Raw genomic sequence first — 22583 nt, forward strand, 5'->3', positions numbered from 1 at the left:
CGCCCTAGTCTATGGCGTGCCGGCTGGCGCCCCGCGGCGGACCCGTGGTGTTGCCCGGCTGGAATTTCGGCACCCGCAACGTGATCAGGGTGCCGGCGCCGGGCGCCGTCTCGATCACCAGCCCGTGCTCGTCGCCGTAGACCTGCCGCAGCCGCACGTCGACGTTGCGCAGCCCCACGTGGACGCCTTCCGTCGTGCCGGCCAGCACGGACCGTAGCGCGTCGGGGTCGATGCCCACGCCGTCGTCCTCCACCGTGATCTCCGCGAATTCCCCACTGTCCCGCGCCGTGAGGGTGACGAGGCCCCCGTCGGCCTTTCCCTCCAGCCCGTGCCGCACCGCGTTCTCCACAAGCGGCTGCAGGGACAGGAACGGGATGACCGTGCCGAGGACCTCCGGGGCGATCGCCAGGGAGACCCTGATCCGGTCGCCGAAGCGGGCCTTCTCCAGCAGGAGGTAGCGGTCGATCGACTGCAGTTCCTCGGCCAGGGTCGTGAAGTCGCCGTGCCGGCGGAAGGAATAGCGGGTGAAGTCGGCGAATTCCACCACGAGCTGGCGCGCCCGCTGGGGGTCGGTGGTGATGAAGGACGCGATCGCGTTGAGGCTGTTGTAGATGAAGTGCGGGCTGATCTGCGCGCGCAGCGCGCGGACCTCGGCTTCCATGAGCAGCGCCCGCGATTCGTCAAGTTCCGCCAAGCCGACCTGGGCCGCCACCCAGGCCGCCACCTCCGTCGTCGCGCGGAGCAGGCCCGCGTCCGCCCGGCGCGCCACCGCGACGACCGTTCCCACCGTGTGGTCCTGGACGAGGATCGGCGCGAACACCGCGTCCCATCCGTCGAGGTGGTGCAGTTGGGTGCGGCCGGAGGCCAGCGCGCTCGCGGCGAATCCCATGAGTGGATCCGGCGGGAGGGAGCCGTCCTCGGAGAGCACCGCCGTCGTGTCCGTCATGGCCAGCCCGTCGCAGGCCAGCAGGCCCCGGAGATGGCGGCTGGCCCCGGCGGCCCCCTCGCGCGTCAGGCCGCTGGCGAGGTGGGGGGCCGCCCGCGAAACGGTGTGCAGCGTCTCGTAGGTGGCCCTGTCGGCGTCGGTTCCCAGATCGCGCGACGAGCGGAAGATCCGGTAGCCGACGAAACCGACCACGGCGATGGCGACCATGACAATGGCCGCGATCATTGTGGTTTCCAAGGCGGTGGACATCATGGCACAACAGTAGACCGCGGGCGGGACCGCGCCATTCGTCGGTCCGGCCCAACCGTTCGTCGCAGGAGGGGCGCCGCTCGGCACGACGCGCCTGTGAGGGTCTTCACAGCGGGGCGCCGCATGAAGGATGGTGATTCAAGTCACTAGCCGCCCGGGCGGACTGTGCCACCCCACAAGGAGGAAGCATGGGCAACACCCCACCATCGGACGCCGGTCCGATCGAGGACTTCACGGAGGTCCAGAACAGCCAAGAGTTCACCGAGCTCCGCCGCACGCACCGCAGTTTCGTATTTCCCATGGCCATCGTGTTCCTGGTCTGGTATTTCGTTTATGTCCTCATGGCCGCGTACCTGCCGGAGTTCATGTCCATCAAGGTCTTCGGCAACGTCAACATCGGCCTGTTGCTGGGCTTGCTGCAGTTCGTTTCCACGTTCGTGATCACGGGGCTGTACGTGTCCTTCGCGAACCGCAGGCTCGACCCCAAAGCCACCGCACTCCGCCACCGGCTGGAAGCGCAGATCGGCACCAAGGAGGCAAACCAGTGAACGTCACCCCACTCGCGGCGGCCGCCGAATCCACGAAGGTCGGCGACCCCCTGGTCAATATGCTGATCTTCGCGCTTTTCGTCGGCGTGACGCTCGTCGTCGTGCTGCGCGCCAGCAAGAACAACAAGACCGCGGCGGACTACTACGCCGGCGGACGCTCCTTCACCGGCGGGCAGAACGGCACCGCCATCGCGGGCGACTACCTCTCGGCGGCATCCTTTCTGGGCATCGTCGGCGCGATCGCCATCAACGGATACGACGGGTTCCTCTATTCCATCGGTTTCCTCGTGGCCTGGCTCGTGGCCCTGTTGCTCGTCGCCGAGCTCCTGCGCAACACGGGCAAGTTCACCATGGCCGACGTGCTCTCGTTCCGCCTCAAGCAGCGCCCCATCCGCATCGCCGCGGCAACCACCACGCTCGCGGTCTGCCTGTTCTACCTTCTGGCGCAGATGGCCGGAGCCGGCGCGCTGGTCTCGCTGCTGCTCGGCATCGACGACCGGCTCGGGCAGTCCCTGGTCATCACCGTCGTCGGCGGCCTGATGATCCTCTACGTTCTGGTCGGCGGAATGAAAGGCACCACTTGGGTCCAGATCATCAAGGCCTGCCTGCTGATCGCCGGCGCGTTCGTGATGACCGTCTGGGTCCTGGCCATCTACGGCTTCAACCTCTCCGCGCTGCTGGGCGACGCCGTCGCGTCGGCCGGCACCGAGGCCATCCTGAACCCGGGCCTGCAGTACGGGGCCAGCTCGATCACGAAGCTGGACTTCCTCTCGCTCGGCCTGGCGCTGGTCCTCGGCACCGCCGGACTTCCGCACGTCCTGATGCGCTTCTACACGGTTCCGACCGCCAAGGAAGCCCGCAGGTCCGTCGTGTGGGCCATCTGGCTCATCGGCGCGTTCTACCTGTTCACCCTGGTCCTCGGCTACGGCGCCGGAGCGCTGATCGGCGCGGACCGGATCAAGGCGGCCCCGGGCGGCGTGAACTCCGCGGCTCCGTTGCTCGCGTTCGAACTCGGCGGGTCGCTACTGCTCGGCGTGATTGCAGCGGTCGCCTTCGCCACCATCCTGGCGGTGGTCGCCGGGCTCACCATCACGGCGGCGGCGTCGTTCGCCCACGACATCTACGCGAACGTCATCGCCAAGGGCAAGACCACCCCGGAGAAGGAAGTGAAGGTCGCCCGCCGCACGGTCATCGTGATCGGCATCCTGGCGATCGCCGGCGGCATCGGCGCCCAGGGCCAAAACGTTGCCTTCCTGGTGGCGCTGGCCTTCGCGGTGGCGGCCTCCGCGAACCTGCCGACCATCCTGTACTCGCTGTTCTGGAAGAAGTTCAGTACCCAGGGCGCGGTTTGGTCCATGTACGGCGGGCTTGCCACCGCCCTGCTCCTGATCGTCTTCTCGCCGGTCATGTCCGGCAATGAGACGGCCATGATCCCAGGGGCCGACTTCGCGATCTTCCCGCTGAAGAACCCTGGCCTGGTCTCGATCCCGCTCGCGTTCTTCCTGGGCTGGCTGGGCACTGTCCTGGACAAGCGCACGGAGGACCCGGTGAAGCAGGCCGAGATGGAGGTCCGTTCGCTCACCGGCGTCGGCGCCGAGAAGGCCGTCGACCACTAGGGCGGCACGGCGCCATCCGGCGCACCACCTTCGGAACCCCCGCGGCGCATACCTTGCGCCGCGGGGGTTCCGTCGTTGTGGACACGGGGGTTCCGGCCGGCCCCGGACCGGTCCTCAGGCGGAGCGGGGCGTAGCTTCGGTGGCCAGCAACGGCCGCATGCGGTGCGGAATCAGCTCCGCCATCGAGATGGACGTGTCCGCGCGGTCGACGCCGTCGATGTGCAGGATGGTGCCGTTGACACGGAACAGGTCCTCCGCATCGCGGGCGACCACGCGCGCGAGTATGTCGGCGCTGCCCGTGAGGCCGTGGGCCTCCACGACCTCGGGTATCTCGGTCAGCGACGAGACGATGTCGCCGAGGAGCCGCTGCTGGACATGGATGTGGACGAAGCTGGTGATCGGGTATCCGAGCGCGGTGGGATTGACCCTGCGCTCGAAGGGGAGGAACGCTCCGCGGTTCTCGAGGCGCAACGTGCGCGCTTGGACGGTGTTCCGTGAGATGCCCAGTTGCTGCGCCAGCGACAGGACGGTGGCCTTGGGGTCGAGGGCCAGGGCGTCAAGGAGTCGAAGGTCGGTGTCATCCAATGCGTGCATAGTGCGCAACTTTAGCACCGTCGGATACCCCGAAATAGTGCATAGTGATGAGTTTCGGTGCGCTAGGTTGTGCGTCGATCCTCCTGTGAGTAGGGTCACATCAAGCCGCGACGACGTATCGCGGCACCGTCCGGCGCTCGCGGCCACAAGCCGCGGGCGGTGAACAATCGAGAGACAAGGGCCCACCACATGTCCCTGCACGAGGCAGCTTCGACCGTTCGGGGCGGCGGTCCGGCGCAACTGATTTCCCCGTCCGGCGAGCGGACGTCCCACCCGGACCTCGACCCGTGGGTGGAGGACATCGACGCGCCCGCGCTGGCGGCCCTCTACACGGATATGGTCGCCGTCCGTCGGATCGACACGGAGGCGACGGCGCTGCAGCGCCAGGGCGAACTCGCGCTGTGGCCCCCGCTGCTCGGTCAGGAGGCCGCGCAGATCGGCTCCGGGCGCGCGTTGCGCGAGAGCGACTTCGTGTTTTCCTCCTACCGCGAGAACGGCGTCGCCTTCTGCCGGGGAGTGGACGCCGAGGACATCCTGCGTGTCTGGCGCGGGAACGCCGCCAGCGGCTGGGATCCGTTCGAGCTGAATATGGCCACGCCGCAGATCATCATCGGCGCGCAAACATTGCACGCCGCCGGCTACGCCATGGGCATCAAGTTCGACGGCGGCGAGGAGGCCGCGATCACCTACTTCGGGGACGGCGCGACCAGTCAGGGGGACGTGAACGAGGCACTGGTCTTCGCGGCCAGCTACCAGGCTCCGGTCGTGTTCTTCTGCCAGAACAACCACTGGGCCATCTCCGAGCCCGTGTCTTTGCAGACGCACACCCGGATCGTGGACCGCGCGGCCGGTTTCGGCATCCCGGGCATCCGCGTCGACGGGAACGATGTCCTGGCCTGCCTCGCGGCCACGCGCCAGGCGCTCGATAGGGCACGCTCCGGCAACGGCCCGACATTCATCGAGGCCGTCACGTACCGCATGGGTCCGCACACGACCGCCGACGACCCGACGCGCTACCGCGACGCCAACGAACTCGAGGACTGGCGGGCCAAGGATCCCATCGACCGGCTCGAGGCGCACCTGACGGCGCTGGGCCTGGACCCGGAGGAGTTCAACGGTGCCGCGTCGCGCCGGGCGGACGAGGTTGCCGCGAAACTCCGCGCGGGCGTGATCGCCATGCTCGACCCCGAACCGATGGACGTCTTCGAACACGTGTACGCGACTCCCAACACGTGGCTGGAGCGGCAGAAACAGCACTATTCCCTGTACCTGGAGCAGTTTGCCGGCGCCCCCGCCGCGGAAGGAGACGCGCGATGAGCGCCATGGCGTTTGGGAAGGCCATCAACACCGGTCTGAGGCAGTCCATGGAGGGCGACCCCAAGGTGGTCCTGATGGGCGAGGACATCGGCAAGCTCGGGGGAGTCTTTCGCGTCACCGACGGACTGCAGAAGGACTTCGGCGAACACCGGGTGATCGACACGCCGTTGGCGGAATCGGGCATCGTCGGCACCGCGATCGGTATGGCCTACCGCGGCTTCCGCCCGGTCGTCGAGATCCAGTTCGACGGATTCGTCTACCCGGCGTTCGACCAGATCGTCAGCCAAATCGCGAAGCTCCATTACCGTACGCGCGGCCAGGTACGCATGCCGCTGACCATCCGCATCCCCTTCGGGGGCGGCATCGGATCGCCCGAGCACCATTCGGAGTCGCCGGAGGCCTATTTCGCCCACACGGCCGGACTGCGTGTGGTCAGCCCGTCCAACCCCCAGGATGCGTTCACGCTGATCCAGCAGGCGATCTCCTGCGACGACCCGGTGGTCTACTTCGAGCCGAAGCGGCGCTACCACGAGAAGGGCGACGTCGATCTGGACTCCCTGGCGTCCGCGCTGCCGATGGGTTCCGCACGGGTCGCGGCCCCGGGGGACGACGTCACGCTCGTGGCATACGGGCCGCTGGTCAAAACGGCGCTCACCGCGGCGGTCGCCGCCGCCGACGAAGGCGTTTCCGTGGAGGTCATCGACCTCCGGTCGCTCTCCCCGGTGGACTTCGCGCCGCTGGAGGCGTCCCTGCGCAGAACGGGGCGGCTGGTGATCACGCACGAGGCCGGCCAGCATGGCGGACTCGGAGCCGAGCTGGCGGCAAGCCTCACCGAACGCTGCTTCGACTTCCTGGAACACGCGCCGGTGCGCGTCACCGGCTTCGACATCCCCTATCCAGCCTCGAAACTGGAGATGCACCACCTGCCCGACCTCGACCGCATCCTCGACGGCGTCGACCGCGCCCTTGGACGTCCGAACTCCCTTAGCTCACTGGAAGGCTAGCGCCGTGTTGAAGGTATTCAAGCTTCCCGACCTGGGCGAAGGCCTCACCGAGTCGGAAATCCTCGCGTGGCACGTGGCAGTTGGCGACGTCGTCACGCTCAATCAGGTGATCGCCGACGTGGAGACGGCCAAAGCCGTCGTCGAGCTTCCCTCGCCGTATGCCGGGACCATCGCCGAGCTCCACGAATTGCCCGGAACCGTCGTGGAGGTGGGCAACCCGATCGTTTCCTTCGAGGTTCCCGGTGGCGAGGCCCCGTCGGACGCCGACGCGGACGCGGAACCGGAACAGAAGCGGGAGCCGAACCTGGTGGGGTACGGCGCCGCCGTCGAGAAGTCCGGCAGGCCCGCCCGCAGGCAACGCGCGACGGCGGTGGCGTCGACGTCCACGCCGGAACCGGCGCCGGCGCCCGCGGCCGCGGCCGCGGCGGAGCCCGCATCGACCGCCGGGGGCACGACGGCGGATCGCCCCCGTTCCACGCCGCCGGTCCGCAAGCTGGCGCGGGACTTGGGCATCGAACTGGACCGGATCGCGGGCACGGGACCGCGCGGACTGATCACACGAGAGGACGTCCTGGCGTCCGGTAACGTCGCCGCCGCCGGCGGTGCGGTCGGCCCGGAGCGCGGGGGTGCGGCGGCACCCGGTCGCGTCGCGGGAACGCCTGGCCGCGCGACGCCGGAGGACGCTCCACACGTGCGGACGCTGGGCAACCAGCCGCGGGAGGTCCGGACGGCCATCCGTGGCGTCCGCAAGCACACGGCCGCCGCGATGGTCTCCAGCGCCTTCACGGCCCCGCATGCCACCGAGTTCCTGACGGTGGACGTGACGCCGACCATGGAGTTACTCGAACGGCTGAGGGCCAACCGGCTCTTCGCTGGCATCAAGCTCACCCCGTTGACGATCGTGTCCAAGGCCGTCTGCTTCGCGCTGGAGCGCACGCCGTCTCTGAACTCGCGGTGGGACGAGGCCGCTCAGGAAATCGTCCAGCTGAACTACGTCAACCTGGGCATCGCCGCCGCGACGCCCCGCGGGCTGACGGTTCCCAACATCAAGGACGCGCAGTCGCTGGATCTCGCGGGCATGGGACGGTCCCTGGCGACCCTGGCCGAAACCGCGAGGGCCGGCAAGACCTCGCCCGCGGACCTGTCGGGCGGCACCATCTCCATCACCAACGTGGGCGTCTTCGGCATCGATGCGGGAACGCCGATCCTCAACCCGGGAGAGGCGGCCATCCTGGCCATTGGCCAGGTCCGGCGCACGCCGTGGGAGCACTTGGACGGGATCGCGCTGCGCCAGGTGATGACGTTGAGCCTGTCCTTCGACCACCGGCTGGTTGACGGCGAGCAGGGCTCGCGGTTCCTGGCGGACGTCGGAACGATGCTGGCGGATCCGGGCATGCTGATCGCCATGATCTAGGGCGGATGGGGCTAGGAGAGCTCCATGATGAATTCCTTGACGACGGCCGCGCGGGCGTTGGCGAATCCCTGCACCTCGTCGATGACCGTGAAGCCGCGTCGCTCCAGTACCTTTTGGGAGCCGATGTTGTCGGTGACGACGCGGGCGCGGATCGGGCGCTGGGCGAATTCGCGCAGGAAGGCGTCGACGGCGCTGGTCGTGACGCCCTGGCCCCAATAGTCCTTGTCGGTCCAGAAACTGATTTCCGGGAAGCCTTCGTTCGGGTAGGCGAGGACGGATCCAACCACCTTGCCGTCGTGTTCGATGGTCCGCACGGAGATTTCCGGGTCGCTGAGGATCAAGCCCCAGTGGTGGTCGAAGACCCCCCGGTCCGCCGGGTTTTTCGCCGTGAACGCGGCCATCTGGTTGGCCTCGGGATCCTGCTGGTGCGCGAAGAACCAGTCCAGGTCCTGGGGCTCAACGGGGCGTAGCTTCACGGCAAAAACCTCTCTCATAACAACACTGTTCCGCTTCCTACCCTACCGGGGCGCACGCGGCCGCGAACGCCATCGAGGTCAGGCGCGCCCTGAGTGGCGCGGGGGGTCCCTCGCCGCGGGCCGCCGAGTGCCGGGTGGAGTTCATCAGTCCGAACACGGCCTGCGCGCGGAAGCGGGCCGCGGCCAGGTCCTCGGCGGGATGCAACGCCAGAAACTGCTCGGCCCACACGTCGATGTACGCGCGTTGAAGACGGCGGACGGACGCCCCGTCGTCGTCCGCGAGGCTGGACAGCTCGCGGTCATGCACCCGAATGACGTCGGGGTTGCCCAGGGCGAAGTCCGCGTGGAACCCCACCAGGCGCCACAGCGTGTCGGAGGCGTTGCCGCCGTCGGACACCACGCGCCGGCCCCCCTCCAAAAGGTCCTCGCTGACGCCCACCAGCAGCGCTCCCAGCACGGCGGCCTTGCCCGGGAAATGCCGGTAGACCGCCGGGCCGCTGATGCCGGAGGCGGCACCGAGGTCCTCGATCGAGACTCCGCGGTAGCCGTGGAGGGCGAACAGGCGCGCGGCCTCGGCAAGCAGCGTGGTGCGGCGGGTCGCCTTGGCCTGGCTTCGGCCGCTGGGGAAGGGCTGGCGGGCGGTCATGGCACCCCCGTCTCCCGCCGGGGCGGGCATCACATGATTCGCTGGACATTTCGGGTAACGAACACTAACGTCGTTTTCGGTTAATGAACACTAACCGAGTCATTTGCGCCACCGGAGGAAACCCACCATGCCAAATTTTGAGCTCGAGGACGAATACCAGGATCTGGTGGACACCGTCCGCGACTTTGCCGACCAGGTGGTTTCCCCGGTCTCCGCCAAACACGACGAGGAACACAGTTTCCCGTACGAGGTGGTCGCCCAAATGGGCGAGATGGGCCTGTTCGGCCTGCCGTTCTCGGAGGAATTCGGCGGAATGGGCGGGGACTACTTCGCGCTGGCGCTGGCCTTGGAGCAGTTGGGCCGGGTCGATCAGTCCGTGGCGATCACGCTCGAGGCCGGGGTCTCCCTGGGCGCCATGCCGGTCTACCGGTTCGGCACGCAGGCGCAGAAGGAGAAGTGGCTTCCGGAGCTCGCTTCCGGCAAGTCGCTGGCCGGCTTCGGGCTGACGGAGCCGGAGGCCGGGTCCGACGCCGGAGGCACCCGGACCACCGCGCGGCTGGAGAACGGGCAGTGGGTGGTCAACGGCAACAAGGAATTCATCACGAACTCCGGCACCGACATCACCCAGCACGTCACCGTCACCGCGGTCACGGGGACCTCCGAGCGCGCGGACGGGTCCGTGAAGAAGGAGATTTCCACGATTCTCGTTCCGGCCGGGACGCCCGGATTCCGCGCCGAGAAGGCCTACAACAAGGTCGGGTGGAACGCCTCGGACACCCATCCGTTGACGCTGAAGGACGTTCGGGTCCCGGAGGAGAACCTCCTGGGGGAGCGCGGGCGCGGCTACGCGAACTTCCTCTCCATCCTGGACGAGGGCCGCATCGCGATCGCGGCGTTGGCCACGGGAGCCGCGCAGGGATGTGTCGACGAGTCCGTCCGCTACGCGAAGGAGCGCACCGCCTTCGGCCGCAACATCGGCAGCTACCAGGCCATCCAGTTCAAGATCGCGAGGATGCAGGCCCGCGCCCACACCGCCCGCCTGGCCTACTACGGCGCGGCGTCGAAGATGCTGGCGGGCAAGCCGTTCAAGACCGAGGCCGCCATCGCGAAGATGGTTGCCGGCGAGGCCGCCATGGACAACGCCCGCGACGCCACGCAGGTCTTCGGCGGATACGGCTTCATGAACGAGTTCCTGGTGTCCCGCCACTACCGGGATTCCAAGATCCTCGAGGTGGGCGAGGGCACCACGGAGGTGCAGCTGATGCTGATCGCGCGCGAACTCGGCCTCTAGCCGATCCAGGCGTAGCGGTTCTCCGGCCGGCCGGCGGTCCCGTACCGCGGCGCGAGCCGCGCGTGCCCCGTCGCGACCAGGTGCTCCAGGTACCTGCGCGCACTCACCCGGGCCATGCCCACCCGCGCGGCCAGCTCCGCGGCGGAGGTGTCGGCCCCCAGGTCGCGGAGATCCGCGACGACGGCGGCCAGCGTCGCCGCGGAGAGCCCCTTGGGCAGGGATGCCGCGGGGGCGGACGACGCCGGGCGCGCGGGTATGCTCCGGGCGCGGAGCCGGTCGATGGCGGCCTGGTCCAGGTCCCGTTCGGTCGCCAGATGCGCGGCGAGGTCGCTGCGGTGCGCGGCGTACTCGTCGAGGCGCCCGCGGAATTCGCGCGCCGTGAACGGCTTGACGAGGTACTGGACCACGCCGCCGGCGAGCGCCGCCCGCACTGTCTCGAGCTCCCGCGAGGCCGTGATCGCGAAGACGTCGACGGCGGGGGTGTCCGCGCCGCGTAGCCGTCGCAGCACCTCGATCCCGCTGATGCCGGGCAGGTGGATGTCCAGCAGGACCAGGTCCGGCCGGAGCTCGCGAAGCTGGGCGAGGCCGTCCTCGCCGGTGTGCGCCGTCCCGACCACCTCGAACCCGCCGTGGGCCATGAGGAACCCCTCGTGCAGTCCTGCCACCGCGGGGTCGTCGTCGATGATCAGGACGCGAATCACGTCTGTGCTCCCGCCGGTGGAGGGGTTCGGTTGCGGGACGGCGTAGCCGCGGTCGCGCCGGATGGGAGCCGCAGGGCGAAGCAGGCGCCGCCCAGCTCGGAGGCCCCGGCGTCTGCGGTCCCGGCCCGTCGGTCCACCACGCGGCGCACCAGCGCCAGGCCGATGCCGCGCCCCCCGGCGGCGCCGGGACGCTCCGCCTTGCCGCTGACGCCGAGGTCCCACACCGGGCCGGCGAGCCCGGCGGGGATCCCGGGCCCGTCGTCGTGCACCTCGACGACCACGGCGCCGTCGTCGTCCGACGCGACCAGCACCTCGATGCGGCCGTCGTGGCCCACCGCCTCCAGCGCGTTGTCCACGAGGTTGCCCAGGATCGTCACCAGGTCCGCCGTCATGCGGGCGTCCCCCGGCGCGTAGGCGGACTCCGGGTCCAGCGCCACCTCGATGTCCTTCTCGCGCCCGATCACCGTCTTCGCCAGGAGCAGCGCCGTGACCTCGGGATCGGTGATGCCCGCGAGCGCGCCGTTGCCCCACAACGCGCCGCCGGCGTCCATCCGTCCGATGAAGTCGACGGCCTGTTCCGTCTGTCCCAGCTCGAGCAGGCCGGAGATGACGTGCATGCGGTTCGAGTGCTCGTGTGCCTGTGCGCGGAGCGCCTGCGTGGTGTCGCGCTCGCCGGTGAGCTCCCCGAGGGCCCGGTGTAGTTCGGTCTGGTCGCGCAGGATGAGCATGCCGCCGACGATCCGGCCGCCCACGACGCCGGCCGTGGCCTTCGCGACGAGCACGCGCTCGCCGGCGAGGACCAGTTCCGCCGTGCCGTCGGCGTCGTCCAGGACCCGGGCCACGGACTCCTCGAGGACCTCGCGGGCGGGGCGCCCGGCGGCGTCGCCGCCGAGCCCCAGCAGGCGCGTGGCCTCGTCGTTGACCAGGGTCACCCGTCCGGTCGAGTCGGTTGCCACCACGCCTTCGCCGATGCCGTGCAACATGGCGTCCCGGGCGGTGAGGAGTTCGGCGATCTGCTCCGGTTCCTGCCGGTGGATCCGCAGCCAAACGAGCCGGGACACGTAGAACGCCCCCGCTCCGCCGACGACGGCGGCCACGGCCAGCCAGGCCGCGAGCACGGGCAGGGCCTCCAGCAGGTCGTCGGTGATCTCGCTTTCCAGGATGCCAACGGACACGCTGCCGATGATCTCCTCCCGGTCGTCGCGGACCGGAACCTTCACGCGCCACGAGGAACCGAGCGTGCCGGTTTCCGTTCCGACGAAGGTCTCGCCGGACAAGGGCACCGAGGGGTCGGTGGACACGCGCTCGCCGATGCGGCCGGGGACGGGGTGGGAATAGCGGATCCCGTCGGCGTCGGTCACGACGACGTAGGTGACGCTGGTGGCCTGCCGGATCAGCTCGGCGATGGGTTGGATCGCCTGGGCCGGGTCGGCGTCGTCGTACGCCTCCACCACCGAGGGAAGGCGCGCGACGGACCCGGCGACGCCGACCATGCGTTCCCGGTGGGCCTCGCGGATGCCTTCGGCCTGCAGCGTGGCGGCGACGACGCCTGCCACGCCGATCACCAGAAGCATGATGGCGACCTGGAGCAGCAGCAGCTGGCTGCGGAGGGTAACGGTTCGGAGCACCGAACGATTCTGTCACGTGACACAGTTCACAGCGCGTCTTCCCGGGCGTCCTCGGTGCGACCAATATGACCAATACCTCCAGTATCACCACATGCTTCCGCCCGATCGGAAGGCTTCCTAGGGTGAATCGAAGTTCGGGGTGACGATCGTCACTCCGGTGTGACGCACCCACAGATCGAGGAAGATCCATGAACAACGCCATCACCCCCGCCGCCCGCCGCACCGCCCTGGCCGTCACCGCGGCCGCCGTCGTCTTCGCGCTGTCCGCCTGCGGCGGCTCCGCCGACGAGGCGGCCTCGGCGGACGGCCAGATCGACAAGCTGAACATCATCGTCCCGGCCAACCCGGGCGGCGGCTGGGACCAGACCGGACGCTCGATGCAGAAGGACCTGCAGGAAAACGACCTGGTCGGTTCGGCGCAGGTGCAGAACGTCGGCGGCGCCGGCGGCACCAACGGCCTGGCGAAGCTGGCCACGGAGAAGGACCCGAACACGCTGATGGTCATGGGCTACGTGCTGGTCGGCTCCGTGGAGACGAACAAGTCGGAGAGCCGCATCGAGGACACGACGCCGATCGCCCGCCTGACGGAGGAGCCGCTGGTTCTCGTCGTGCCCGCCGACAGCCCCTACCAGACCACGGCGGACCTGGTCGCGGACATCGAGGCCAAGGGCAAGGGCGTCGCCGTCACCGGCGGCTCGGCCGGCGGCGCGGACCACATCCTGATGGGTCAGATCCTCCAGCAGCAGGGCATTTCGCCCGACCAGCTGAACTACATCGGTTACTCGGGCGGCGGCGAGTCCCTGGCCGCGCTCCTGGGCAACAAGGTCCAGGCCGGCATCTCCGGCGTGGGGGAGTACGCCGAGCAGGTCAAGGCCGGCAAGGTCCGCGCCCTGGCGGTGTCCGGCGAGGCCGAGGCGCCGGCGCTTCCGGGCGTCGCGCCGCTGACGGAACAGGGCATCGACGTCGTCCTCACCAACTGGCGCGGCGTCGTCGCCTCCGGCAACATCGACGAGGCGCAGGCGGACAAGCTCACCGAACTGGTGACCTCCATGCACGGCACCGACGACTGGAAGAACACGCTGGAGACCAACAACTGGGACGACGCCTTCCTCGCCGGGGACGAGTTCGACGAGTTCCTCACGGAGGACATCGCCAAGGTCAAGACCACGCTGTCCGACATCGGCTTGGTCAAGTAGCCGTGGAGACCACGCAGAAGAATCTCGGTGAGGTGCTCTTCGCGCTGGTCTTCGTCGTCCTCGGCATCGCCGGGTTCATGCTCGCCGGGGCCATCGAGGTCCCCGAGCTGGAGACCGGCATGGGCCCGCGCGCGTTCCCGTACATCGTGAGCGGGGCGCTGGCGGCCGTGGGGGCGGGACTGGTCTTCCAGGCGCTCCGCGGCCGCCTCGGCGCCGCCGAGGAGGGCGAGGACGTCGACGCCGACGCGTCGATCGACTGGTTGACGATCGGCAAGCTCGTGGGCTTCGTCGTCGTGCACATCCTGCTGATCGAGCCGGCCGGATGGCCGGTCGCGGCGGCCGTGCTGTTCGCGGGGGCCGCGTGGACGCTGGGCGCCAAGCCGTTCTGGCGCTCGGTGCTGATCGCCGTCCTCCTCTCACTGCTCCTGCAGTACCTCTTCGGCGGCCTCCTGGGCGTCTCCCTGCCCCCGGGCCCGCTGCTGGAAGGAATCGACATCCTCAATGGATAACCTGAACCTGCTCCTGGAGGGCTTCGCCACCGCCGCGCAGCCCATCTTCCTGCTGTACGCGCTGTTCGGCGTTTTCGTGGGCACCGCCGTCGGTGTCCTGCCCGGCATCGGCCCCGCCATGACCGTGGCGCTGCTGATGCCGATCACGTACTCGCTGGAACCCACCGCCGCCCTGATCGTCTTCGCGGGCATCTACTACGGCGGCATGTACGGCGGATCGACAACCTCCATCCTGCTCAACACACCCGGCGAATCAGCCTCGATCGTCACCGCGCTCGAGGGCAACAAGATGGCCAAGGCGGGACGCGGCGCCGCCGCGCTGGCGACGGCCGCCGTCGGATCCTTCGTCGCCGGAACCATCGCCACCGTGCTGTTGACGTTCCTGGCGCCGATCATCGTGGAATACGCCATCAACCTGGGCCCCGTGGACTTCGTGGCCCTGATGATCGTCGCGTTCCTAACCATCGGCGCGCTGCTCGGGGCGTCGGTCCTGCGCGGCATGGCCTCGCTGACGCTCGGCCTGTTCATCGGGCTCGTCGGCGTGGACGACACCACGGCCCAACAGCGCTACACGATGGGCATTCCGGGCCTCGCGGACGGAATCGACGTCGTTCTCGTCGCCGTCGGCCTGTTCGCGCTCGGCGAGGCGCTCTACGTGGCGGGGCGCCTGCGCCGCGGACCCGTGGAGGTCATGTCCGTGGGCAAGGCCAAGGGAGCGGGCTGGATGACCCGCGACGACTGGGGCCGGTCCTGGAAGCCGTGGCTGCGCGGCACGTTCATCGGCTTCCCGATCGGCACCGTGCCGGCCGGCGGGGCCGACGTCTCCACCTTCCTGTCCTACGCCGCCGAGCGGAAGCTGGCCAAGGGCAAGAACCGCAAGGAGTTCGGCCGTGGCGCCATCGAGGGCGTCGCCGGTCCCGAGGCGGCCAACAACGCGGCCGCCGCCGGCGTCCTGGTGCCGCTGCTGACGTTGGGCATTCCCACGACGGCGACCGCCGCCATGATGCTCACCGCCTTCCAGCGCTACCAGATCCAGCCAGGACCGCTCCTGATGGAGACGAACGCCGCCCTGGTGTGGGCGCTCATCGCCAGCCTGTACATAGGCAACGTGATGCTGCTGGTGCTCAACCTTCCGCTGGTGGGACTGTGGGTGAAGATCCTGCAGATCCCGCGGCCGTACCTCTACTCGGGGATCCTCGTGTTCGCGGGACTCGGCGCGTACTCGGTGAACTTCGCGACCATGGACCTCGTGATCCTGCTGGCGGTGGGCATCCTCGGGTTCTTCATGAGGCGCTACGGCTACCCGGTGGCGCCCATGGTGGTGGCGATGATCCTCGGCCCGATGTTCGAGGTCCAGCTGCGCCGGTCGCTGCAGATCTCGCAGAACGACCTCACCGCGCTAGTCTCCACACCGTTCACGTGGTTCGTCTACACGGCGCTTGCGCTGCTGTTCGCGGCGTCGTACTGGATCAAAAGGAAGCAGAAGGCCATGGAATCCGAAACCCTCGAGATGGCGGCATGAGCGCGGCGCGGCGGACGCCGACCGGCAGGACGGTGGTGCTCGGGTATGTGCCCAGCAAGATCGGCCTCGCGGCCCTGGCGGCCGCCATCGGGGAGTGCCGGCGCCGTGGCGCGCGCCTGCTGGTGCTCAACACCACGCGGGCGGACCGGCACGTGGACCCGAACTACGCCCACGCGACGGCGATGGAGGAGCTCGACGCCGCGCTGCGGGCCGGCGGCGTGGACTTCGAGGTCCGGCACTTCACCTCGTCGCAACTGGCCTCCGAGGACGTGCTGGACGCCGCGGAGGAAACGGGGGCCGAGCTGGTCGTCGTCGGCATCCGGCGGCGGACGCCCGTGGGGAAGCTCATCCTGGGTTCGGACGCGCAGCGGATCATCCTCGACGCCGACTGCCCCGTGCTGGCGGTCAAGGCGTAGGAGCGCTCCCCTCCGCGGGCGGCGGGTGGGTCTGCGAGACTTGCCGGATGGAAGACGAAGGCCTGGATTCGACCTACACGACCATCGAGTCGGTGCCCTACGTCCGGCTGTTCGTGGACCACGGCGAAAGCCCCGTATGGGCCTGGGACGCGGTCGGGTACGCCGAACTCGGGATGCCCGAGGACCTGGAACGCCGGATGCGGGCATGGGAGCGGACGTACCACGCCGGCGGGTGGGAATCCACGGGGTTCCCGCCCGCCACCGTCGTCAACCGCCACCGCGCCGAAGGGGTCCTCGTGGCGCTCCTGCTGGCGGAACACCTGGGACGAACCGTGGCCGTCGAATTCGCGGCCGGAACCGCCGGCGGCACCAACGCGTGGGACGACGCCACGGACGCGGAGGGGACCCGGCGGTCCCTCGCCGATCCGGAAATGTTCCATTGCAACGCCCCGGCCCGGAACCCCGCCGTGTCCGCGCGGATCCGCTGGATGCTCCACCACCCCTTCGAGCAGCCGGACGCGTGAGGCGGACCGCCCCGGGGTCTGGGAGAATGGCGGCGTGACTCCCACACTTCGCCACTTCACGCCCCCCGCGGACACCGGTCCGCGCCGGGTGGTCTTCCTCGGGTCCACGGGATCCATCGGCACGCAGGGCCTCGACGTCGCGGCCAAGTCCCCGGACAGGTTCAGCGTCGCCGCGCTCGCCGGTGGCTCCAACCTGCCGTTGCTGGCCGGGCAGGCCGTCGCCACGCGCGCCGCGGCCGTCGGCGCCGCCCACCCGGACCTCGACGCGCTGCGCGCGGCCATCACCGCTCGCGCGGCGGCGGCGGGCGTCCCGGACTACGCGCCAGAACTCTTCGCCGGCCCCGGCGCCGCCTCGGCCATCGCCGCGTGGGAGGACGCCGACGTCGTGCTGAACGGCATCACCGGTTCCATCGGACTGGCGCCGACGCTTGCCGCGCTGCGGGCCGGACACCTGCTGGCGCTCGCCAACAAGGAGTCGCTGATCGTCGGCGGCGCCCTGGTCAAGGACCTCGCGGCGCCCGGCCAGCTGGTGCCCGTCGACTCGGAGCACTCCGCGCTCGCGCAGGCCCTGCGCTCGGGCCGCCCGGAGGAGGTCGCGCGCCTGGTGGTCACGGCCTCCGGGGGGCCGTTCCGCGGACGTCCCCGCGCGGAGCTGGCCGGCGTCACGCCGGCCGAGGCGCTGGCCCACCCCACCTGGGACATGGGCAAGGTGGTCAGCACCAATTCGGCGACAATGGTCAACAAGGCCCTCGAGGTCATCGAGGCGCACCTGCTCTTCGACGTCCCCCTGGAGCGGATCGAAGCCGTGGTGCACCCGCAGTCCGTGGTGCATTCCATGGTGGAGTTCGTCGACGGCTCGACAATCGCCCAGGCCTCCCCGCCGGACATGCGGCTGCCCATCGCGCTGGGCATGGCCTGGCCCGCGCGCGTGCCCGGCGCGTCCACGCCGTGCGACTGGTCCGCCGCGGCCTCCTGGACCTTCGAGCCGCTGGACGAGGAGGCCTTCCCGGCCATCCGGCTCGCCAAGTCCGCGGCCGCGGCGTCCGGCACGCACATGGCCGTCTTCAACGCCGCGAACGAGGAGGCGGTCGCCGCCTTCCACGCGGGCCGGATCGGCTTCCTGGACATCGTCGACAGCGTGGCGGCCGTCGTCTCGGAGTACGACGCCGGTGCGGCCGCCGGTGCGGACCCCACCCTGGAAGCGGTGCTGGCGGCCGAGGATTGGGCACGAAAGAGTGCCCACGAGCGTTTGGGATTGTTGTGACCGTATTGCTTTTCATCGCCGGCGTCGTGATCGTCGCCGTGGGAATCGCCCTGTCCATCGCCCTGCACGAGGTGGGCCACCTCGTCCCCGCCAAGCTGTTCGGCGTTCGCGTCCCGCAGTACATGGTGGGCTTCGGCAAGACCGTGTGGTCCACCCGGCGGGGCGAGACCGAATACGGACTCAAGGCCATCCCGCTGGGCGGCTACGTGTCCATGATCGGCATGTACCCGCCGGCCAAGTCGGGCGAGGGCCAGGTGCGGCAATCCAGCACCGGAATGTTCCAGCAGCTCGCCGACGACGCGCGCAAGGCCGCCGCCGAGCAGTTGCGGCCGGGAGACGAGGACCGCATGTTCCACCGGCTTCCGGTGTGGAAGCGGATCGTCATCATGCTGGGTGGACCGCTGATGAACCTGGTGATCGGAACCCTGCTCATCGCCGTCGTCGTCACCGGGTTCGGGACGGTGCAGGCCACCACGACCGTCTCCGAGGTCTTCCAGTGCGTCGTTACCGACGAGGAACAGGCCGAGCGCGAGCGTCAGGGCGGCACCGACTGCCGCCCCTCGGATCCCGAGGCTCCCGCCTACGCCGCCGGCCTGTTGCCGGGCGACGTCGTCACGTCCTTCGACGGCACCGCCGTCGGCGAGCGGGACTGGATGGAGCTCACGGAAATGATCCGCGCGGCAGCCGGACGCCAGGCGCCGATCACCTACCTGCGGGACGGCGTCGAGCACACGGCAACCATCGAGCCGCTGCTCACCGAACGCCCTGAACTCGACATCAACGACCGCCCGCTGACGGAGGCCGACGGGACCGTCCAGACGGTCCGGGTGGGCTTCATCGGCATGGGATCCGAACAGCGCCTGATGACCCTGCCGGTGGGGGAAGTCCCCGGACTCGTCGGCGAGAACGTCCGGGTCGTCGCCGGCGTGGTGCTGGACCTGCCGGCGCGCATGGCGGCGGTCGCCCGGGCGGCCTTCTCCGACGCGCCCAGGGACCCCAACGGCCCTATCTCGGTGGTCGGCGTGGGACGCATCGCCGGCGAGGTCAGCGCCATGGAGGAGATTCCGCTCGAGAACCGGTTCGCCACGCTGATCGGTCTCGTCGCGAGCCTGAACATCGCCCTCTTCGTGTTCAACCTGGTTCCCCTGTTGCCGCTGGACGGCGGCCACATTGCCGGAGCGCTCTGGGAGGCGCTGCGGCGCGGGTTCGCCAAGGTGTTCCGCCTGCGGGACCCGGGACCGGTGGACATCGCCAAGCTGTTGCCGGTCACCTACGTCGTGGCCGCCCTCATGCTGGGCATGGGCATATTGTTGATCTATGCGGACATCGTCAAACCGGTGAACATCTTCTGACGGATTTTCACCACATTTGCACCACAGGGGGTACGCCGATGTTGGACACGGACGGGACACGCGAGGGCGAACGGGACGCGGGGAGGTCGCGGCGGCGCCACAACACACGGACGCTCACGGCGGTGTTGGCCGTCTCGGCGCTCGCACTTGCCGGATGCACCTCCGATCCCACCGGCACCGGGGCCGCCGGTGCCGGCAGGACGCGCACCGCCGGGTCGGCGGACGCTGATCCGGCGACGGCCGTACTGCAGCGCCCCCGGGGCGGCATCGAGCGCCTCGCCGGGGACCCCGCCGAGGCAGCCGTTGCGGTCAGCCGGGCCCTGTTCGCCTCGGCGCCGGCCGTCGTCGTCCTCGCCGATGGGGCTGCGGGCGGGGAAACGGACGGCGACGCCGATGGGGATCACGGCGCGGTGCCTGGCCGGGCGGCGGACCGCGCCGTCGAGCTGGGCGTGCCGCTCCTGTTGGTCGCAACCGCCTCCAACGCCGACCCGCACGCGGCCGTCCGCGACGAAATCAAGCGTCTCGGGGCAGGATCCGTGGTGACCTTCGGGACTCCCGACGGCGGTTGGGACGGATTGCTCGACGGGCTCGGGACAGTCGAAACGGTCGACGGATCGGCCACGGCCGCCGCGGACCTGCCGGACGCGCGGGCATCGACAGCCGGTGGCGCGGACTTCGCCGTCGTCCACCGGGAAGGAAGGGCGGCGACGACCTACGCCGCGGCCCTGGCCACCGCGCGCTCCGCCGGGGCCGGCGTCCACGCACTCGACTCGGCCGACCCCAGGGACGGCGCGGATGACCTGGCGTTCTTCGCGGACCACGCAAAGGCCGCGGTGTACGGCGTCGGACCCGGCCTCGGATCGGCCGGCGATTTCGAGGCTCTGGCGGCCACGGCCGCGGGCGGATCCGAGCTTCCGGGGGGCGGGCAGCTCGTCTTCCCGGGGCGCCGGATGGTGGCGCTCTACGGGCATCCGGAAACGTCCGCGCTGGGAATGCTGGGCGAGCAGGGCGTCGACGCGGCAATCACGCGCGTCAAGGCACTCGCGGCCGAGTACCAGCCGCACAGCGCCGAACCCGTCCAGCCGGCATTCGAGATCATCGCGACCGTGGCCTCCGCCGCCCCGGGCGCGGACGGAAACTACTCGCGCTACACGGACGTCGAGGTCCTGCGGCCCTGGATCGAGGCCGCGGGGGAGGCCGGCGTCTACGTGGTGCTGGATCTGCAGCCGGGCCGCAACGATTTCCTCACCCAGGCCAAGCACTACGAGGAGTTCCTGCGGCTGCCCCACGTCGGGCTGGCCTACGACCCGGAATGGCGGCTGGGTCCGAACCAGCGGCACATGGTCCAGATCGGGACGGTCGACGCGGCCGAGCTGAACGAGGTGAACGCCTGGCTCGCCGGGCTGACGCGCGAGCACGCGCTGCCGCAAAAGGTCGTCGTCCTCCACCAGTTCCAGCTGCGGATGATTGCCGATCGCGGATCCCTGGACACGGGGTACCCGGAACTGGCGCTGGTCCTGCACGCGGACGGGCACGGCACGCCCGGCCAGAAGCTCGAGACCTGGAACGCGCTGCGCCGGGACCTTCCGCCCGGCATCCGGATGGCCTGGAAAAACTTCGTCGACGAGGACTCGCCGACCTTCACTCCCGTCGAAACCTTCACGGAGGTCACACCGAAGCCGTGGTTCGTCTCCTACCAGTAGCCGCTAGTGTTGAAGCATGACCATCTTCGCAGTCGAATACGTCTATGCCGCCGGTACCGAAGCGGCCCGCGACGAGCACCGTCCTGGGCACCGCTCGTTCCTTTCCTCGCTGAAGCGGGACCCGGACGCGGACACGGGCGTGTGGCTCGTCGCCTCCGGACCGTACGCCGACGGCACCGGCGCGCTGCTCATCTTCGGCGCCGGCTCCGAGTCCGAGCTGTTGGCGTCGCTCAAGGACGATCCGTTCAACGCGGAAGGCCTCGTATCGGCGCTGCGTGCCACCGCGTGGGTGCCCGTGACGGGCGAACTCTCCCACCACGCCTGACCCCGCCCGGGCCCCGGCATCCGACGACAGTGGGATACTGGGGGCCGAACCCAACGCACCACCACACCTGGAGGAAGCCTTGACCCCGGTCAGCCTCGGAATGCCCGCCGCACCGCCGCCCACCATCGTTCCGCGGCGCAAGACGCGCCAGATCAAGGTCGGTTCCGTCGGCGTCGGATCGGATTCGCCGATCAGCGTGCAGTCGATGACCACGACGCAGACGACGGACATCAACGCCACCCTGCAGCAGATCGCCGAGCTGACGGCCTCCGGCTGCGACATCGTCCGGGTCGCCTGCCCGACCTCGGACGACGCCGAGGCCCTGCCGATCATCGCGAAGAAGTCGCAGATCCCCGTGATCGCCGACATCCACTTCCAGCCGAAGTACGTCTTCGCCGCGATCGACGCCGGTTGCGCCGCCGTGCGCGTCAACCCGGGCAACATCCGCAAGTTCGACGACCAGGTCAAGCAGATCGCCGACGCCGCTAAGGCCGCCGGCACCTCTATCCGCATCGGCGTCAACGCCGGTTCCCTCGATCCGCGCCTGTTGGAGAAGTACGGAAAAGCGACGCCGGAGGCCCTGGTCGAGTCGGCGGTGTGGGAGGCCTCCCTGTTCGAGGAGCACGACTTCCACGACTTCAAGATCTCGGTCAAGCACAACGACCCGGTGGTCATGGTGCGGGCTTACCAACTGCTGGCCGAGCGCGGCGACTGGCCGCTGCACCTCGGTGTCACCGAGGCGGGACCGGCGTTCCAGGGCACCATCAAATCCGCGACGGCGTTCGGCGCGCTGCTGGCGCAGGGCATTGGCGACACGATCCGCGTCTCGCTCTCCGCCCCTCCCGTGGAGGAAATCAAGGTCGGCAACCAGATCCTGCAGTCGCTGAACCTGCGACCCCGCAAGCTCGAAATCGTCTCCTGCCCCTCCTGCGGACGCGCCCAGGTGGACGTCTACACGCTGGCGGACCAGGTGACCGCCGGCCTGGAGGGCATGGAGGTGCCGTTGCGCGTGGCCGTCATGGGTTGCGTCGTCAACGGTCCGGGAGAGGCTCGCGAGGCAGACCTTGGCGTTGCTTCCGGCAACGGCAAGGGCCAGATTTTCGTCAAGGGCGAGGTCATCAAGACCGTACCCGAAGACCAGATCGTCGAGACGCTGATCGAGGAGGCCATGCGGATCGCCGAAGGCATGGAGGCCCCGGAGGACGGTTCCGCGGCGCAACCGACCGTCAGCGTCTCCTAGCGCGGTAAACGACCCGCGGAGTCATTTTGCGCCCGGGCTGTCCCGCTGGCCCGACTTCTTGAGAGACTGGATCCAGGCGGCGAAACACGCGGCGGAACGGGG

At 69.5% G+C, this 22583-nt stretch carries 22 protein-coding genes; 16 read left to right on the forward strand and 6 right to left on the reverse strand.

The window, feature by feature from the left end:
• Positions 1 to 4: 4 nt before the first annotated feature.
• Positions 5 to 1198: a sensor histidine kinase gene (locus tag AC0QSG_RS01170; protein ID WP_475376385.1), complete on the reverse strand. Its 1194-nt coding sequence runs from the start codon at positions 1196 to 1198 to the stop codon at positions 5 to 7.
• Positions 1199 to 1383: 185 nt separating this feature from the next.
• On the opposite strand from AC0QSG_RS01170, the gene AC0QSG_RS01175 reads away from it, so the two are divergent.
• A complete protein-coding gene (locus AC0QSG_RS01175; protein ID WP_475376386.1) occupies positions 1384 to 1743 on the forward strand; it encodes a DUF485 domain-containing protein in 360 nt (119 codons plus the stop codon).
• A gap of 59 nt (positions 1744 to 1802) precedes the next feature.
• Positions 1803 to 3359: a solute symporter family protein gene (locus AC0QSG_RS01180; RefSeq protein ID WP_475377256.1), complete on the forward strand. Its 1557-nt coding sequence runs from the start codon at positions 1803 to 1805 to the stop codon at positions 3357 to 3359.
• Between the two features lie 114 nt (positions 3360 to 3473).
• Here the strand turns inward: AC0QSG_RS01180 and AC0QSG_RS01185 are convergent, their stop codons facing one another.
• Positions 3474 to 3953, reverse strand: a complete 480-nt coding sequence (locus AC0QSG_RS01185; RefSeq protein WP_475376387.1) for an Lrp/AsnC family transcriptional regulator — start codon at positions 3951 to 3953, stop codon at positions 3474 to 3476.
• A gap of 189 nt (positions 3954 to 4142) precedes the next feature.
• Here AC0QSG_RS01185 and pdhA point away from each other — a divergent pair, with 189 nt between their 5' ends.
• Genes pdhA through AC0QSG_RS01200 form a run of 3 tightly spaced genes read left to right on the forward strand, consistent with a single transcriptional unit; the run spans position 4143 to position 7688 of the window.
• Positions 4143 to 5270 (forward strand): pyruvate dehydrogenase (acetyl-transferring) E1 component subunit alpha, encoded by a 1128-nt coding sequence (gene pdhA, locus AC0QSG_RS01190; RefSeq protein WP_435725854.1) that lies wholly within the window; start codon positions 4143 to 4145, stop codon positions 5268 to 5270.
• Complete coding sequence (locus AC0QSG_RS01195; protein ID WP_475376388.1) at positions 5267 to 6274, forward strand: alpha-ketoacid dehydrogenase subunit beta; 1008 nt, start codon at positions 5267 to 5269, stop codon at positions 6272 to 6274. Before pdhA ends, AC0QSG_RS01195 begins: the two co-directional genes overlap by 4 nt.
• 4 nt (positions 6275 to 6278) lie before the next feature.
• On the forward strand, positions 6279 to 7688 hold the full coding sequence (locus AC0QSG_RS01200) for a dihydrolipoamide acetyltransferase family protein (protein ID WP_475376389.1): 1410 nt from the start codon (positions 6279 to 6281) through the stop codon (positions 7686 to 7688).
• Between the two features lie 11 nt (positions 7689 to 7699).
• Here AC0QSG_RS01200 and AC0QSG_RS01205 read toward each other — a convergent pair whose 3' ends face one another.
• Together AC0QSG_RS01205 and AC0QSG_RS01210 are read right to left on the reverse strand one after the other, a co-directional pair.
• On the reverse strand, positions 7700 to 8182 hold the full coding sequence (locus AC0QSG_RS01205; RefSeq protein WP_435725860.1) for a GNAT family N-acetyltransferase: 483 nt from the start codon (positions 8180 to 8182) through the stop codon (positions 7700 to 7702).
• Between the two features lie 19 nt (positions 8183 to 8201).
• A complete protein-coding gene (locus AC0QSG_RS01210) occupies positions 8202 to 8810 on the reverse strand; it encodes a TetR/AcrR family transcriptional regulator (RefSeq protein WP_475376390.1) in 609 nt (202 codons plus the stop codon).
• A gap of 127 nt (positions 8811 to 8937) precedes the next feature.
• Here AC0QSG_RS01210 and AC0QSG_RS01215 point away from each other — a divergent pair, with 127 nt between their 5' ends.
• Positions 8938 to 10101, forward strand: coding sequence for an acyl-CoA dehydrogenase family protein (locus AC0QSG_RS01215; RefSeq protein ID WP_435725863.1), 1164 nt, complete (start codon positions 8938 to 8940; stop codon positions 10099 to 10101).
• On the opposite strand, the gene AC0QSG_RS01220 is transcribed toward AC0QSG_RS01215, so the two are convergent.
• Positions 10098 to 10802 carry a response regulator gene (locus AC0QSG_RS01220; protein ID WP_475376391.1) on the reverse strand — a complete coding sequence of 235 codons (705 nt, stop codon included), beginning with the start codon at positions 10800 to 10802 and terminating at the stop codon, positions 10098 to 10100. The genes AC0QSG_RS01215 and AC0QSG_RS01220 overlap by 4 nt on opposite strands.
• Entirely contained in the window at positions 10799 to 12430 is a 1632-nt protein-coding gene (locus AC0QSG_RS01225; protein WP_475376392.1) for a sensor histidine kinase, read from the reverse strand. The genes AC0QSG_RS01220 and AC0QSG_RS01225 overlap by 4 nt, the downstream gene beginning before the upstream one ends.
• 188 nt (positions 12431 to 12618) lie before the next feature.
• On the opposite strand from AC0QSG_RS01225, the gene AC0QSG_RS01230 reads away from it, so the two are divergent.
• From AC0QSG_RS01230 to ispG, 10 genes are all read left to right on the forward strand, one after another.
• Positions 12619 to 13626 (forward strand): Bug family tripartite tricarboxylate transporter substrate binding protein, encoded by a 1008-nt coding sequence (locus tag AC0QSG_RS01230; protein ID WP_475376393.1) that lies wholly within the window; start codon positions 12619 to 12621, stop codon positions 13624 to 13626.
• 2 nt (positions 13627 to 13628) lie between these two features.
• Positions 13629 to 14135, forward strand: a complete 507-nt coding sequence (locus AC0QSG_RS01235) for a tripartite tricarboxylate transporter TctB family protein (protein ID WP_475376394.1) — start codon at positions 13629 to 13631, stop codon at positions 14133 to 14135.
• Positions 14128 to 15657: a tripartite tricarboxylate transporter permease gene (locus tag AC0QSG_RS01240; protein WP_435725872.1), complete on the forward strand. Its 1530-nt coding sequence runs from the start codon at positions 14128 to 14130 to the stop codon at positions 15655 to 15657. The genes AC0QSG_RS01235 and AC0QSG_RS01240 overlap by 8 nt, the downstream gene beginning before the upstream one ends.
• Positions 15654 to 16073, forward strand: coding sequence for a universal stress protein (locus tag AC0QSG_RS01245; protein ID WP_435725874.1), 420 nt, complete (start codon positions 15654 to 15656; stop codon positions 16071 to 16073). Before AC0QSG_RS01240 ends, AC0QSG_RS01245 begins: the two co-directional genes overlap by 4 nt.
• Positions 16074 to 16120: 47 nt before the next feature.
• Positions 16121 to 16597, forward strand: coding sequence for a hypothetical protein (locus tag AC0QSG_RS01250; protein WP_475376395.1), 477 nt, complete (start codon positions 16121 to 16123; stop codon positions 16595 to 16597).
• 34 nt (positions 16598 to 16631) lie between these two features.
• Positions 16632 to 17861 carry a 1-deoxy-D-xylulose-5-phosphate reductoisomerase gene (gene dxr / locus AC0QSG_RS01255; protein ID WP_475376396.1) on the forward strand — a complete coding sequence of 410 codons (1230 nt, stop codon included), beginning with the start codon at positions 16632 to 16634 and terminating at the stop codon, positions 17859 to 17861.
• Positions 17858 to 19213, forward strand: a complete 1356-nt coding sequence (locus AC0QSG_RS01260; RefSeq protein ID WP_475376397.1) for a M50 family metallopeptidase — start codon at positions 17858 to 17860, stop codon at positions 19211 to 19213. Before dxr ends, AC0QSG_RS01260 begins: the two co-directional genes overlap by 4 nt.
• Before the next feature lie 38 nt (positions 19214 to 19251).
• The gene (locus tag AC0QSG_RS01265) at positions 19252 to 20916 is read left to right on the forward strand and encodes a hypothetical protein (protein WP_475376398.1); all 1665 of its coding nucleotides are present in this window, start codon (positions 19252 to 19254) and stop codon (positions 20914 to 20916) included.
• 16 nt (positions 20917 to 20932) lie between these two features.
• Positions 20933 to 21241, forward strand: coding sequence for a YciI family protein (locus tag AC0QSG_RS01270; RefSeq protein WP_435725883.1), 309 nt, complete (start codon positions 20933 to 20935; stop codon positions 21239 to 21241).
• A 79-nt stretch (positions 21242 to 21320) separates the two neighbouring features.
• Positions 21321 to 22481, forward strand: a complete 1161-nt coding sequence (gene ispG, locus AC0QSG_RS01275) for a flavodoxin-dependent (E)-4-hydroxy-3-methylbut-2-enyl-diphosphate synthase (RefSeq protein ID WP_435725885.1) — start codon at positions 21321 to 21323, stop codon at positions 22479 to 22481.
• Positions 22482 to 22583: the final 102 nt, after the last annotated feature.

It is taken from the genome of Arthrobacter sp. LT660, from assembly GCF_056172845.1.